This is a genomic window from Micromonospora sp. NPDC000442 (assembly GCF_042898635.1).
Lineage (GTDB): Bacteria > Actinomycetota > Actinomycetes > Mycobacteriales > Micromonosporaceae > Micromonospora.
In genome coordinates this window covers 29,136-43,494 of record NZ_JBIAYZ010000031.1, presented here as the reverse complement: position 1 = coordinate 43,494, position 14,359 = coordinate 29,136, and the positions used below count along the sequence as shown (strand labels likewise).

The window sequence follows — 14,359 nt, the reverse complement described above, 5'->3', positions numbered from 1 at the left end:
GGCGGCGGGGGGGGCGGCCCCGGGGGGGGCGGGGGGGGCCCCCGCCCCCCCCCGCCCCCCCCGGCGGGGGGGGGGGGGGGGGGGGCCCCCCCCCCCCCCACGCCGCATCATGATCAGGCCGGGCTGCCGGTGATCGAGCTGCCGGACTTCGTCAGGCGGTACGTGATCTGCGCACCGCTCCAGAAGTGGAAGGTAAGCGTGACGGTGCCGTCGTTGACCTCGGCGAAGAACTCCGGCGTCAGGAGGACCGTGTTGGCGCTGTAGTCGGGCCGGAAGCTGCTCCAGAACTCCTTGTACGTGGTCCAGTTGGCCGGTCCGGCCGGGCTGCCGTCGGCGTACTCGGCTTCCATGGTGGCGAGCTGGTCACCGCGGAACTGGGTGGGAATGGTGAATCCGCTGGTCGTGCCGGTGGCTGCGGTCTGCGTGGGCGGGTCGTAACTGATGATGCTGATCCGCCACGGCACGCCCTGGGAGAAGCGGGCCTCGATGGTGGCGTTGACACCGGTGGCCCGGTTGCCGGCCAACCGGGTGACGGCCGTTCGGGTCAGCGTGAGTGTGCTGCCGGAGACGGTGTAGTCGGTGCCGTTGGTCAGTCGGGTGCTGCCGTGCCAGAGACTCTGGAACGAGGCGCCGTTCAGGTTGAGGGTCAGGGACCTGCTGGTGATGCCACCGGTGCGGGGTACGTAGATCTGATCGGTGGACGCGGTGGCGGAGCGGTTCGTCAGGCTCGCCATCATCAGCTCATGGATGCCCTGGTCCCGCCAGCGCAGCTCGGGCCGGTGCAGGAACGAACCCGCGTCCCACAGCATCGTGGTGAGCTTCCGGGTGCGGGCGTGGTGGCCGACGGCCTCGAAGAACTTCAGCAGTTCACCCCGTTGGATGATGCCGGGCCGGGTGTAGTCGTAGCTGAGCAGAGCCCACTCACCGATGATCACCGGGATGTCGCGGGACACGAACGTGTTGTACGCCCGGTCGAAGGTGCCGATGATGTCCTGCTCGACGTTGCTGTCGTAGCGGGTGCCGCCGGCGATGTTGACGCTGAACGGCCACCAGCCGTAGAAGTGGATGGTGGCGACGAGGTGGGGGTCGTCAAGCTCGTCGAACGTGGCCAGCAACGCGTCCATCCGGGCCTGCTCCCCGCTGGTGTGCAGGGTGGGCAGCACCAGCAGGCGGGTGGCGTTGTTTCCACCGGACTGGCGTACCAGGCGGACGAAGGCCAGGTTCAGTTCGTGCAGGACCTGGTCGCTCTCGGCGTCGCCAGCGGTGCCGGCGAACTGGGGTTCGTTGATGCTCTCGAACACCAGCTTCGATGAGTGGTCGCGGAACGTGTCGGCGAGCTGACTCCACAGTGCCTGGTACCGACTCATCACGTTCGTACGGTCGGTGGGGTAGGCGTTGATCCACTGCCACGAGTCGTGATGCAGGTTGATCATCACGTAGAGGTCCTCCGCCAGGGACCAGTCGACGATCTCGCGGACGCGGTTCAGCCAGGCCGGGTCGATGGTGTAGTCCGGTGCCGGGCCGTGGTGGTTGCTCCACGTGATCGGAAGCCGGATGCTCTTGTAGCCTTGCGACCGGACGTGGCGCAGCATCTCCCGGGTCGTCAGCGGGTTACCCCATGCGGTCTCGTCGGGAATGGCGTCGAGGGTGTTGCCCAGGTTCCAGCCGGGCTGCATCGCCGCCACCATCGCCATCCGGTTTCCCGGCGGCGGGGTCACCGTCGGCGAGACCGTCGGTGACGTGGTGGGGGAGACGGTCGGCGTCGGTGAGGGACCGACGTTCCCGGTGCACGCGACCCCGTTCAACGTGAACGAGGCCGGTGCGGGGTTGCTCCCCGTCCAGGATCCGTTGAAGCCGAACGAGACCGTGGCGTTCGTGCCGACGGCGGCGTTGTAGCTCATGTTCGTCGCGGTGACCTGGTCACCCGACGCGGCGACCGTCGCGTTCCAGGCATGGGTGACCCGCTGGCCGGAGGGGAACGTCCACGCCAGGTCCCAGCCGTTGATCGGGTCACCGAGATTCGTCACGTTCACGTTGGCGGTGAAACCGCCCGGCCACTGGGACGAGACCTCGTACGCCACCCGGCAGCCGGCCGCCGCCTGGGCGCTGCCGGTCACCATCGTCCCTGCCATCATCAGCGCGGCCACCGCACCGGCGACCAGGCCGGCACGCCAGGGGGGCCTTCGTCTGTTCTGCGAACTCATCAGCAACTCCTCGCCATAGTGGCGCCCGTTTCGTGGACCGGCCGTTCCGCCGGTTCCTGCTTTTCGGCGGACGGGCTACCAGCACAGGGCATGGCGCACGAAGGCATGGCCTTCAGCCGTCACGGCCGGGAATGCGCGGCGATGACGTACCGACAGGCGCCCGGCCGCGCGAAACGAAGGGTGATGGGTACGCGGACGCTGCCCTGGCGTCCGCGACGAGCCCTGGAACTCCCGTACAGAAACTTTCGGCCTCATAGGCTAGAAAGTTTCCGGGCGAGACATTACAACTTTCTTCGATCGACGTCAATGAGTGCCTGGTGCAATGGCCTCGGGTCGTGGCTCGGCCGGCGGCCGGACGTCGATGGCGTCCCCTCGGCACCACCCCTGGCACCGGACTGAACGGTTATCCTTGCGCCCTGAACGATGTAGCGGCCATCGGCCGCTCGGCGACTGCCGACGCGGGCCCTGCGGCCACTAGGGACCGGTGAGAAGGTGGCCAGGTTGACGCGCGCCGATTCGAGCGAGCAACAGCCCGTTGACCTGGAGTCGCAGCTCGGCGACCCGCTGCGACCAGTGACGATCGCCGCCATCGCGGAGTCCGCAGGCGTCTCGGTGCCGACCGTTTCCAAGGTCATAAATGGTCGGTCCGGCGTGGCGGCACAGACCCGGGCCCGCGTCGAGGCCGCCATCAACCAGCACGGCTACCGCAGGTCGTCGCCGTCCGCCCGGTCCAACATGATGGAACTCGTCTTCGACGAGATCGAGGACATGTGGGGCGTGCAGATCATCCGGGGGGTGGAGCGCGTAGCCCGGCAGCACGGTGTGGGGGTCATCCTGACGGAGTTCGGCCCGCACCGCGGCGCGATCCGTTACTGGATCGACGACACTCTCTCCCGCCGCCCGGACTGCCTCGTGACGGTGGCTCAGCTGGATGAGGAGCAGCGTAGTCAGCTACGCGCCCGGGGCATCCCGTTCGTGGTCTTCGACCCCACCGTCGAGTTGCCGGACGATGTTCCCTTCGTGGGCGCGACGAACTGGGCCGGAGGTCGGTCCGCGGCCCGGCACCTGATCGGACTGGGCCACGAACGAATCGCGATGATCGCCGCGCCCGAACGGATCCTGTGCTGCCGGGCCCGGCTGGACGGCTACCGCTCCGCGTGCGACGCCGCCGGCCTGAGCGGGGAGCCGGCCCTGATCGTCCGTGCCGAACTGTCCCGGGAAGGTGGTGAGACGGCCGCGCTCGACCTGCTGAGCCGACCCGATCGTCCGACGGCGATCTTCGCGGCCAACGACCTGCAGGCGTTCGGCGTCTACCAGGCGGCACGGCGGTTGGGGTTGCGGATCCCGAGCGACCTGAGCGTGGTGGGCTTCGACGATCTGCCCTTGGCGGACCTGGTCGATCCGCCGCTGACCACCATCCATCAGCCACTGACCGAGATGGCCGTCACCGCCACCGAATTGGCACTCGCGCTCGGTCGCGGGGAGCGGGCCCCGCAGGTCGGCCTGGAGTTGGGCACCACCCTCAAGATTCGTCAGAGCACGGCACCGCCCGTCATTACGCTCAAGGCTTCCGGTTGAGCACCTGCTCTCCGCCAGGAGATGGACGGGATCCTTCGAGCCGGCGGGCCGACCGCTACCGGCTGCGTTCCACGACGTAGTCGGGCAGGCCGAGCAGGAACCGGCCGTCCTCGGTGTCGGCCGCCGGGCCCAGCACCCGCTGTCCTTCCCGCCGGGCGGCGGCGGCCAGGTCGCGGGCGCTGCGCCGAGCGGACTCGACGCAGTCGTAGGCGAGCAGCCGCCCGTGCAGCCAACGCACCTCGGCCCCCGTGCGCTGCGCCCGGCTCCGGCGCAGGAACGCGACCAGCCGCTCGCGTTCGTCCCCGGTGCACCGCCGCATGAAGTCGATGAGAATCAGTGTCCGCTTGCCCTCCCAGAGATCACCCGCGATCTCCTTGCCGTAGCGGGCGAAGTCCCCGACGAGGTTGAGCGCGTCATCCTGGATCTGGAACGCGGCACCCAGATACCAGCCGTAGCGGTCGAGGACGTCGACCGCGTCATGCTGACCCGTGGCGACCAGGATGCCGGTACGGCACGGGTAGATGCAGGTGTACCAGGAGGTCTTCTTCAGACACATCCGGTAGTAGTCGTCCGCGTCGAGGTCGCACACGTTGTCCCGGATCCAGCCGACCTCGATCGCCTGCCCCTCCAACGAGTGACGCAGCATGAGCTGGGTCTCCTCGAACAGCCGCCACGCGATCCCCGAGCCGAGGGCCCTGCGGTTGGCGGCGAGCCGCTGCAAAGCGAGCAGGTTCGTCATGTTCCCCACGTTGAGGGCGACACCGACTCCGTACTCGCCGTGCAGGGTCTGCGCTCCGCGCCGCTGCTCGCTCTCGTCCTGGATGTCGTCATGGATCAGGAACGCGTTGTGGAACAGTTCCACGGTCACCGCGGCGTTGAGTCCCACCGACGGCGTGCCGCCGAAGGCTCGGCAGGCCGCGAGACAGAGCGCGGCACGCAGCCCCTTGCTCCAACGCCGCGGATACTCGCTCACCAGGTCATAGAGGTACTGCGGTCCGCCCGACGGCACGCCAGCGAGGAGCGCGTCGATCGCGAGGGCGCGATAGCGCTCCAGCATGTGCGTGACATGGCCGCCGGTCACGCCGGTGGTCCGGCTACCTGTCCGAGGGCGCGGGCTTCTGCGTGGCCTCCGGCGTCAGCCGGTCGACCAGCCCGTTCGCCATGTCCGGCACCAGCCGCGCGAGGTTGAGCACGCCGTCGAGGACGTCGTGCGCGTCCGACGTGTATCGGCGGATGACCTCACCACGCTGGTCGTCGGAGGTCTTCAACTGCGCCACAACAGTGTCGATCAATGCGTGCCCGTCGGTGCGGACCCGCGTCACCAGTTCGTCGAACGCCTCCGGGTCCACCCTGCGGTCAGCGCTCAGCTTCTCCTCAAGCCGCCGCGCGCTGGCAATACCCGCCGCGAGTTCCTCCTCCAGCACGCTGGCCGCATGGGTCACGGTCTCAGAGGTCTCCGCGGCCACCTTCTCGAAACGCTCGTCGCTGCGCTCACGCCCACTGCTCTGCATGGGAGAAGTGTTGGCGTCCCGGTGGCCGGCCGGGTAGAGATGTGTCTAAATGGTGACTCACTGTGATCTGATTCAGCGTCAGGTTCGCTGACCAGCGCAAACCAACTCCGACGCAGGTCCGAACGGGCCGGCAGGGCGGCGAGCGCGACCTCAGCGATCAGTCGACCCAGTCACCGGGTAGGTGACCCTCGATGACGAGGGGGTTGCGGAACGGCGGTCAGCGGTTGAGGTAGGCGGCCAGGCCGCCGAGTTCCTCGCTGGCGATGAAGACCGCCCGTACGTTGAGGATGGCTTCCTCGACATGGCGCGGACAGCCCCACGCCGAGTCGCCCCACGAGTCGGCGATCTTGATTTCGGCCGGTGCGGTGCATTCCTGGGGCCCGCCGAGTTGGCAGGTCTCCGGATGCGGCGTGGCGGCCTGCGCGGCTGCGGCGGCACGCATCTTGGCATTGAGTTCCGCGGCGGCTGCGGCGCGCTGCTCGGCCTCGGCACGAAGTTCCCGCTCCGCGCGTACCGCCTTGGCGAGCTCGTCATGGGCTGCCTTGGCGCGTGCCTCGGCGGCGAGTTTCGCCTGCTCGATGTGGTGGCGCTCGATGGCCAGTGCCGCGGTGTCGGCGAAGACCCGGGCGAGGGCCAGGTCGGTGTCCTGCGGAACGCGCGGGGTGCGATGGTACATGGCGAAGGTGCCGAGCAGGCTGCCGTCGCGGGCCAGGATCGGCGTGGACCAGCAGGCGGCCAGTCCGGCCCGCCCGGCCAGGTCGCGGAAGTCGGTCCAGAACGGATCGGCGGCGATGTCGGTGACGATCACCGATTCCCGCCGGTGAGCGGCGGTGCCGCAGGATCCGACGCCCTCACCGGTGGCGATCCCGTCGATGGCCTGGTTGTAGAAGTCCGGCAGGCTGGGGGCGGCACCGTGGCGCAGGTGCCGACCATCGGGGTCGGCGAGCAGCACGGAGACGAGCATCTCCTGCGGGGCGAGGTTCTCGATACAGCGTGCCATCCCGTCGAGCACCTAGGCCAGCGGTGCCTGGCGGGCGATCTGCTCCAGCATGGCGCGGTGCTCGGCCATCAACCGTTGGGCCTGCTTGACCTGGGTAGTCTCCACGCCGATCACGCGGATGCCGAACACGGCGCCGTCGGCGTCCCGACGCGGCTCGTACGTGAAGTCGAAGTACGCCTCCCGCGCGTGCGGCTCGGTGCCGAGCACGACCCGGGCGTCCCGGCCGGTGTAGGGCTCACCCGTGCGGTAGACCTCGTCCAGCAGGGCGACGAAGCCCTGAGCGGCCAACTCGGGCATCACGTCCACGAGCGGCACGCCGGTGCGGGCCCGTTGCTCGCCGATGGCGGCGAAGAACGCCGGATTGGCCGCCTCCACCAGGTGCTCCGGCCCCGCCAGCGATGCGAAGACGGCAATGGACTGCCCGAACAGCGTACGCAGATCCTCCGCTGCCTGACCGGCGCCCGCCGGATCCGCAGCAGTGGGCAGTTCACCCGGTACCGCCGTCATGGTGTCGGCTCGCCTCTCATCTGCCAGTGCCGAGGAACATCGGTGGTGCACCCGTCGGGAGACGGTGGCCACAGAGCGAAGGACCGGGCTGAGGCCGCCGATGCAGCGTACCGGCAGTCGATGTATCCGGCAGCGATGCCGCCGGCCTCCTGTCCCACATCCGGTTCGCCCAGGGCCGGCACACCGAGGCGCGACACCTGACCGGCACGCTCGTGCAGCCCGGCCGGGGACAACTCCGCCGGCAGGACTTGCAGACCAAGCCGGCACCGCCCGCGAACGCTCAGCTGATCGTGGCCAGCAGTTCGCGGCAGGCTCGCTCGCAGGCGCGGCACGCGTCGGCGCAGACCCGGCAGTGCTCGTGCTTGTCGGCGTGAGCGGCGCATTCGTCCCCGCACGACTTGCAGGCCGTGGCGCACGCCTCCAACAGGCTGCGGCTGATGTTCGCGTCGTAGCCGGTGTGCCGGGACAGCACCCGGGCGGTGGTCGCGCAGATGTCGGCGCAGTCCAGGTTCGTCCGGACGCACTTGGTCAGGTCCGCGACCATGTCCTCGCTGAGGCAGGCGTCCGCGCACGCGGTGCAGGCCTGCGCGCAGTCATCGAGGGCGTCGATGGTGGCCGCCAGCTTCGTCCGGTCCAGGTTGATCGACTTCGGGTACGTCTCCAGCATGGGCATCCATTTGAGTTGCACCGCTGTCTCGCCCTCGCAGCGGTCGTGCCGGCAGGGGCACCGTTCACCGGGCCGTCCGTACATCGAGCCGGTTGACCACTGCCGCGTGCGGCACGGTGAGCCCGGCGAGCACCGCGAAGACCAGCTGGAGCGGGGAGTCCTGGAACGGACCGGCGGTCGCTGGCCCGACGGTCGGCGATGCGCTGACGTGTACCAGGACGAGCAGGCCGGCGAAGGCGGCGATGGTGGGCAAGGCCGCCTGCCGGGCGAATCGGCGGATCGCACTGCCCAGCCGACCGACCGCCAGGTGGTGGCGGTTGCCCGGGTCGGCGCGCAACAACCGGGCGACATGCCGGGCGGAGTGCCAGGCCGCGAAGTAGCCACCAAACGCCAGCGGCGGCGGCACCATCGCGAAGGCCGCTACGAGGATGCAGAGTGCCGCCGCATCCTCACCACGGCGGGCGGCCAGCGCGCGGAGTCCGGTCACCAGGGCCGCTAAAAGTACGACGGACAACACGATCAGGCGTCCGGCCGGTGCGAACGCGGCTGAGGCCCCAGGGGCAACCGCGTCCAGCAGCGGGTCGACCGTCCCTGGCCACAGCGCGATTGGCAGCACCACCGGAGGTCCGCCGTAGGCCAGGACGGCGAGTACGGGACGGACCGGTGTCTGACCGTCCCGCTCGGCGTGGTACGCCACGTCACCGGTGCCGAAGTGCAGCACCGCGAGGATCAGGAATCCGGTGAGGGTGGGGACGGGCGTCCGGAGGAACAGCGCGACCGTGGCGGTGGCCGTCACGATGTACGCGAGCAGCAGCCCGACGGTGACCCGCAGCGACCGGGCCCTGACGGAGATCCAGGCCGGTAACAGGTGATCGACGGCGCCGTGCGGAAGGCCGATCAGCAGGCCCACGAGCAGCGGAAGGATTCCAGCCCAGGCCGTCACGCCCGGTACCAGCAGGGCCAGGCAGGTGAGCCCAGCCAGTGCGATCGGGCCCGAGCGGCCGACCCGGCGCAGTAGCCAGTCGCCGGGCGGAGGGTGAACCGGCCGGACGACCTGACGGGAGGCTGGCGTCATGCGACGGTGAGCAGGCCGCGGTCGGACAGACGCCGCAGCAGAGCCAGGTCGACTGCGCTCCACACCACTTTGGACAGGATCGGCAGGATCACGAACAGGGCTGTGTCGGTGGTGTCCCCGAACAGCCCGAACCCGGATGGCCCCAGGATCCAGATCAGCCCGAAGACCACCAGCAGAGCCACCACCCCGACAGCGTAGAGCCCGTACCGCCCGGCCCGGCTCTCCATCAGGTCAGCCAGGAACCCGCTTGTGATCATGATGATGTCGGCGGCGACGAGCGCGCGGACCAGTCCCCAGCGCTTGCGGGGCAACGCGTGCATCGCGGTGAGCGAGAGGGCCACCAGTAGCAGCGGGGTGGTGACCACCCAATCGGCGTACCGAGCCCAGAAAGTCGTCTGGTCGGCGACGTCGATCCGACCGCCGCCCACTGCCATCACGACGTACCAGAACCCCGACCAGAGCGGAATCGCCGTGGCGATCGAGTACTCAACCGGTGGGATGCCCTTGGGGTTGGCCCGCCAGTAGCGGAAGAGCGCGACGCCGGCCGCGATGACGACCACGTAGAACCACAGCCAGAACTCCACGGCAACTCCCTAGCCAATCACGGCTCCCTGAAATGAGTGTCCGCTCCCTTGGTGCCAGCTTAGGATGGGTTTAGACCCTTTTCGGGTGACAAGGAGGAGTATCCCCGATCGCAGGCGAGGCGGCACCACGCTCCGCAATCGGAGACGATCCCGGGCCGGAAGGGGCGGGTCAGCGGTATGAACTTCGAAAACGAGTTCGGCTACAACGTCATCCAGTACACGCTGGTGTCGCACGTACTGACTCTCGGTTACGCCGTCATGGCGGCGGGGCTCATCTACTTCCTGCTGACCATGTCCGGTATCGCTCCGCGGTACCGACTCGCCTCGGTGCTCTCCGCAGTTGTCATGATCTCCGCGTTCTTCGAACTCTGGGTGCTGTCACAGCGCTGGTCCCAGGCGTTCGCCTGGAACGGAAGCGCGTACGTGGGTACCGACACCCTGTTCTCCAACGGCTACCGGTACATGAACTGGTCCATCGACGTGCCTGTGCTGCTGATCCAGTTGCTGGTGGTGCTCGGTGTCACCGGCCGACGCTTCCACCGCACCTGGGCGCTGTTCGTCGCCGCCGGCCTGGCCATGATCTACACGGGCTATGCGGGCCAGTTCTACGAGGTGGACAGGTCCTGGCCGTTCTGGATCTGGGGTCTGGTCAGCACCGTCTTCTTCCTGTTCCTGCTCGCCCTGGTGGCCCGCCTGATCTTCGGCAACCTGCGCCGGCTGCCCCGTGCCGCCCGAGGGCCGGCCCGGTCCGTGTGGTGGCTGATCCTCGTCTCCTGGATGCTCTATCCCGGGGCGTATCTCATGCCGGCGATGTGGGACTCCGCCGACGGGGTGGTGGCCCGGCAGATCACCTACACACTGGCCGACATCACCTCGAAGGTGATCTACGGAGTGCTGATCGGGGTGATCGCCCGGAAGGTCAGCGCCGCCGAGGGCGGTCAGGCCGCGATCGAGGAGGATGTGGCCCAACCGCGCGGTGGCCTGACGTCCGCCACGTCCAGCTGAGACTCCGTCGGTCACGGCCAACGTGGGTGACGGGAAATCGCAAAGCCCCGGCCGACGGCCGTACCGGATATCTATGGTGGCGCCCATGGGACGTCAAGCCGCAGCTGGCCGCGACCGCTACTGGCGGCTACGCGGGTTCAACGTGCTCGTCGGCCTGCTACTGGCCGCCGAAGGTGCCTGGATGTGGGCGGCCAGCAACGACCTGTCGCTACCGGTCACCGCGTCGTACCTGACAGCGGACCCGGTGACGCTACGAGACGCCACCCTCCCGGAGGTGGCCTTCCGGATCGCCATCGGGCCGGCGGTAGCGGTCTTCCTGCTCCTCGCCGCGCTGGACCACCTAGTCACCGCCGCCCCGGTCGTGCACCGCTGGTACGAGCGCAACCTGGATCGACGGGCCAACTACGCCCGCTGGATCGAGTACTCGGTCAGCGCCTCCATCATGATCGTCCTGATCGGCCTGCTCGTCGGGATCCGCGATCTCGCGGCGATCATCGGGATCTTCGCCGCGAACACCGCGATGATCCTCTTCGGGCTGCTCATGGAGCGGCAGCAGACGCCGGGACGCGCCGACTGGAGCGCCTTCTGGTTCGGCACAATTGTCGGCTTGGCGCCCTGGCTGGCGATCGCCGTGTACGTCGCGCAACCGCCGGAGATCCCCGGCTTCGTGTGGGCGATCATCATCGTCCAGTTCCTGCTCTTCGCCAGCTTCGCAATCAACATGGCGCTGCAATACCGCGAGCGCGGTCGGTGGCGCGACTACCGCTACGGCGAGGTCGCGTACATCCTGCTCAGCCTCGGGGCCAAGTCCGCGTTGGCCTGGCTGATCTACGCCAACGTGCTGCGTACCTGACGCCGGCCAGAGCACCTGCTCAGCGCTCGGCGTCGCCGGTGTTGTCGGCGATGAACGGCGGCGCGCGGCGGCCGGGCGCGCAGAGGGTCGCGGCAGCCTGTCCTGTGGTCGTGGTCGCAGCCCGGACGGGAAGCGGATCTACGGCAAGCCGACCAGCGGCTACCAACCGCTGAGGAGTGGCAGGGGTAGTCCTCGTCGAAGGGTGACCGCGGCCCTCGGGGCGTGAGCCGTCACTCGCGGGTCAGCCCTGGTGGCAGCGCGTCCTCGTCGGCTCGGACCTGGCGGGCGTTGGCCACCCGATCGCGTTCGAGGGTGTGGATCAGTGGTGCCGGGCCGCCGACGCAGGTCCAGGTGTCGTCCCAGAGCGCGGAGACCAGCCATGACCGGTCGGCGGGGAAGAACAGGTCGGGTAGCGCTCCGTGCGGGTGGCGTATGTGACCGCCGGTGCGCCAGGTGAGGGCCTGCTCGGGGCCGGCCTCGACCAGGACGTACGGCCAGTGCCAGTAGAGGAACACCCTCGGGGCGTGGGGGAAGACGACGTCGTGGGCGCCGGTGTCGAGGTAGGCCAGCCACCACGGCTGGTCCGGAGTGTGCGTGATGAGGCCCTCGACCAAGGCGTGCTCGTAGGCGCCGGCGGTGACGTCGTTGGCCTGGTACGTGGTGGCGTAGGCGTCGAAGACCGGCGGGATGGCGGTGGTGATCGAGACGCCGGCAGTGGTGTGACCGGCGATCCAGCCCACGTCGGCGGCGGCGCCGATGCGCCAGCCCTGCCCGTCCTTGCTGACCTGCACACCGCTATTCAAGCCGCTGCAGCGACGGTTGGCGTAGAAATCAGACCGGTCGCTGAAGGGGTTGCGACGACCCCGTCATGGGCAGTCACGCCGTACCCCTGCCTGCGCTCGATGGAGCGCTGATGCTTCCGGGTCCTCGCTGCGCCGCTTCGACTACTCGCTCGCCAGGGTCGATCCGCATCGGGGGCTTGCACCGCTGCCTGGCGTGTACATCGATACTCCGCGTTCTCGCGCATCGTGTCCGGGCTGTCTGCCGGCGACGGCGGCAGGCTGGCGCTGCCGTGCCCGCGAGGCCGGGGAGTCCGGCCGCTACGGCTCACCAGAGGGCAGCCGGCATCGGGATCTCGGTGCCGTAGGCAAACCAGTCGCTCCACCTGCGTACGTCGGTGGAGAACGACGATCCGGTCGTCGCCGGGGCGACGTAGACGTCCGCCGCGGAGCCCCGGGTGAAGGCGATCACGTCGTCGCGACCGTCGCCGGTGAAGTCACCGATGCCAGGCACCTGCACTGCGCTGGCGAAGTCGCGATGCCAGACGGTTGCCGTAGCGAACTGGCGCAATGACCAGGAATGGACCATCGACAGTGCGACCACCACCGACCGGCGCTCTCCTCTGGCGAATCCGACCAGGTCGGCGCAGCCGTCGCCGTTGACGTCGCCCACCGCCGGCACGTCGGTGCCGAGGGCGAGCGGGTGACCCCAGTACGTCGCCGGTGCGAACCGGTCGCCCTGGGAGGCGGAGACCCGCAGCATGCCTGCGCCGACCCGGTCGACCGCCACCAGGTCGTCGCGCCCGTCGCAGTCGAAGTCACCGACCAGCGGTATTGCGTCTGCGCCGGGGAAGCCGCTGGTCCAGCTGACTCCGGTGCCGACGAACTGGCTGCCGTTGGAGAGTGCGACGAAGACCGTACGGTTTGTCGACGGGTGGACCCGGATGCCCCGGGTGACGGTGGCGATGTCGTCGCGGCCGTCGCCGTTGAAGTCACCGACCACCGGGGTTTCGTTGCCCACCGCGAAGCGGCTGTGCCAGAGCTGCGACGGCCCGAACGACGTGCCGGTCGACAGCGCCACGTACACGTGGGCGGAGGCACCCCGGGTGAACGTGATCAGGTCGTCGCGGCCGTCGCCGTTGACGTCGCCGAGCAGCGGGATCTCCTCACCGGCGCTGAAGTACTCGTGCCATTTGGTGCCGGCGGTGAACCCGGATCCGGTGGACAGCGCCACCCACACGTCGGCGGCGGCACCCCGGGTGAAGGTGACGATGTCGTCGCGACCGTCGCCGTCGACATCGGATCCGGTACGCCCGAAGCCGTCGTTGCCCGGGCCGTTGCGGTCCAGGTAGAGCACCCGGTTCGGCGAGCCCGCGATGTCGGTGATCCGGTCCCTGCTTGCCTCGTTGATCAGGGTGGTCGCCACCAACTCGGGCGAGGCGTCCGGGAAGCGGTCCAGGTAGCGGGCGACCGCGCCGGTGACGTGTGCGGCGGCGATCGACGTACCGTTGCCGAAGTTGGTCGTCGCGGTGTCACTGTCGTTGGTCGTGGTCGTCACCTGCTCGCCGGGCGCGAAAAGGTCGACACACGGGCCCCAGGAGGTGCCCCGGATCCGGTCCTTGAGCGCGTGTATCGAACCGACCGTGATCACCGCCGGCACCCGGCCGGGGGAGAATCGGCAGGCGTCATGGTCGCTGTTGCCGGCCGCCGCGACCACGGTGATCCCCCGGTCGACCACCCGGGTCACCGCGGCGTCAAGTGACGGGTTTATCCCCGGCACCCGCCAGCTCAGGTTGACCACCGCCGGGCGGACCGCATTGACGTGCAACCAGTCCATGACGGCGATCATGTCGGCGGTGGTCGCCGTGGTGCAGCCCAGCCGGATCGAGTGCAGCCGGACGTTCTTGGCCACCCCGTGCAGCCGACCCCCGATGGTCCCGGCCATCGGCGTGCCATGCCCGAAGCAGTCGTGCGAGCCGCCCGGCCCCACGTCGGTCTGGCCGAAGGTGACCGTGCTGACCACGCGTCCGCCGAAGTCTTCGTGGGTCGTCCGGATCCCGCTGTCGACGACGTACGCGTTGACGCCGGTGCCGTCGGAGTCCCACCGGTAGATGCCGTCGAAGTCCCGGCGCTGGTCGATGACGTCCAGCCCCCACGACGGGGGGCGCTGCTCGCCGCCGAGCCATTCGATCTCCATCTGCGGCGCTACGTATGCCACCAGGGGGTTCTTGGCCAGCGCTTCGGCGATTTGCTTCGACATGTGCACGGCGAAGCCGGGCAGCGCGTGGTAGTAGGTGTGGGTCAGCTTTCCGGGATACTCGGCGAGCAGGCTAGCGACAGCTTTGTCGATCTTTTCCTTGGTCGCTTCTTTGTCCTTGTCGTCGAGTTCTTTGTCGTCAAAGGCCAGGACCACCACGTGGGAATCCGCGATGTCTTCCTTGCCAGCTGGCGCGGCGGAGGCCGGCGATGTGTCGGGGGTGAGCCCGGTCGAGACGAGCAGGGTCGCGGTGAGCAGCGCCGCGGCGGTGAGACGAGGCCAGCGAAGGCGGGGCCAGCGATACCGGACGGTAGACATGACGGTCGCTCCGATCGGGTG

Annotated in this window: 13 protein-coding genes; 3 read left to right on the top strand and 10 right to left on the bottom strand. The window is 69.0% G+C overall.

Features of this window, described 5'->3' with window-relative positions:
- Positions 1 to 113: 113 nt before the first annotated feature.
- Positions 114 to 2,204: a cellulase family glycosylhydrolase gene (locus ACFY2A_RS28885; protein ID WP_387176279.1), complete on the bottom strand. Its 2,091-nt coding sequence runs from the start codon at positions 2,202 to 2,204 to the stop codon at positions 114 to 116.
- A 501-nt stretch (positions 2,205 to 2,705) separates the two neighbouring features.
- Between ACFY2A_RS28885 and ACFY2A_RS28880 the strand changes: the two genes are divergently transcribed.
- Positions 2,706 to 3,782, top strand: coding sequence for a LacI family DNA-binding transcriptional regulator (locus ACFY2A_RS28880; protein WP_387176277.1), 1,077 nt, complete (start codon positions 2,706 to 2,708; stop codon positions 3,780 to 3,782).
- Positions 3,783 to 3,837: 55 nt separating this feature from the next.
- On the opposite strand, the gene ACFY2A_RS28875 is transcribed toward ACFY2A_RS28880, so the two are convergent.
- From ACFY2A_RS28875 to ACFY2A_RS28845, 7 genes are all read right to left on the bottom strand, one after another.
- The gene (locus ACFY2A_RS28875; RefSeq protein ID WP_387176275.1) at positions 3,838 to 4,863 is read right to left on the bottom strand and encodes a polyprenyl synthetase family protein; all 1,026 of its coding nucleotides are present in this window, start codon (positions 4,861 to 4,863) and stop codon (positions 3,838 to 3,840) included.
- 13 nt (positions 4,864 to 4,876) lie between these two features.
- On the bottom strand, positions 4,877 to 5,293 hold the full coding sequence (locus ACFY2A_RS28870; protein ID WP_387176273.1) for a hypothetical protein: 417 nt from the start codon (positions 5,291 to 5,293) through the stop codon (positions 4,877 to 4,879).
- A 217-nt stretch (positions 5,294 to 5,510) separates the two neighbouring features.
- Positions 5,511 to 6,293 carry a GAF domain-containing protein gene (locus tag ACFY2A_RS28865; RefSeq protein WP_387176271.1) on the bottom strand — a complete coding sequence of 261 codons (783 nt, stop codon included), beginning with the start codon at positions 6,291 to 6,293 and terminating at the stop codon, positions 5,511 to 5,513.
- A 12-nt stretch (positions 6,294 to 6,305) separates the two neighbouring features.
- Entirely contained in the window at positions 6,306 to 6,800 is a 495-nt protein-coding gene (locus tag ACFY2A_RS28860) for a PAS domain-containing protein (protein ID WP_387176269.1), read from the bottom strand.
- 280 nt (positions 6,801 to 7,080) lie between these two features.
- Entirely contained in the window at positions 7,081 to 7,467 is a 387-nt protein-coding gene (locus ACFY2A_RS28855; RefSeq protein WP_387176267.1) for a four-helix bundle copper-binding protein, read from the bottom strand.
- Between the two features lie 64 nt (positions 7,468 to 7,531).
- Entirely contained in the window at positions 7,532 to 8,542 is a 1,011-nt protein-coding gene (locus ACFY2A_RS28850) for a Brp/Blh family beta-carotene 15,15'-dioxygenase (protein ID WP_387176265.1), read from the bottom strand.
- Positions 8,539 to 9,126, bottom strand: a complete 588-nt coding sequence (locus ACFY2A_RS28845) for a bacteriorhodopsin (RefSeq protein WP_387176263.1) — start codon at positions 9,124 to 9,126, stop codon at positions 8,539 to 8,541. Before ACFY2A_RS28845 ends, ACFY2A_RS28850 begins: the two co-directional genes overlap by 4 nt.
- A gap of 177 nt (positions 9,127 to 9,303) precedes the next feature.
- Here ACFY2A_RS28845 and ACFY2A_RS28840 point away from each other — a divergent pair, with 177 nt between their 5' ends.
- Both ACFY2A_RS28840 and heR read left to right on the top strand, forming a co-directional pair.
- Positions 9,304 to 10,131 carry a bacteriorhodopsin gene (locus ACFY2A_RS28840; RefSeq protein ID WP_387176261.1) on the top strand — a complete coding sequence of 276 codons (828 nt, stop codon included), beginning with the start codon at positions 9,304 to 9,306 and terminating at the stop codon, positions 10,129 to 10,131.
- Positions 10,132 to 10,216: 85 nt separating this feature from the next.
- Positions 10,217 to 10,984, top strand: coding sequence for a heliorhodopsin HeR (heR, locus tag ACFY2A_RS28835; protein WP_387176259.1), 768 nt, complete (start codon positions 10,217 to 10,219; stop codon positions 10,982 to 10,984).
- Between the two features lie 230 nt (positions 10,985 to 11,214).
- Here the strand turns inward: heR and ACFY2A_RS28830 are convergent, their stop codons facing one another.
- Together ACFY2A_RS28830 and ACFY2A_RS28825 are read right to left on the bottom strand one after the other, a co-directional pair.
- Positions 11,215 to 11,775 (bottom strand): hypothetical protein, encoded by a 561-nt coding sequence (locus ACFY2A_RS28830; RefSeq protein ID WP_387176257.1) that lies wholly within the window; start codon positions 11,773 to 11,775, stop codon positions 11,215 to 11,217.
- 316 nt (positions 11,776 to 12,091) lie between these two features.
- Entirely contained in the window at positions 12,092 to 14,338 is a 2,247-nt protein-coding gene (locus ACFY2A_RS28825; RefSeq protein WP_387176255.1) for a S8 family serine peptidase, read from the bottom strand.
- Between the last annotated feature and the right edge of the window lie 21 nt (positions 14,339 to 14,359).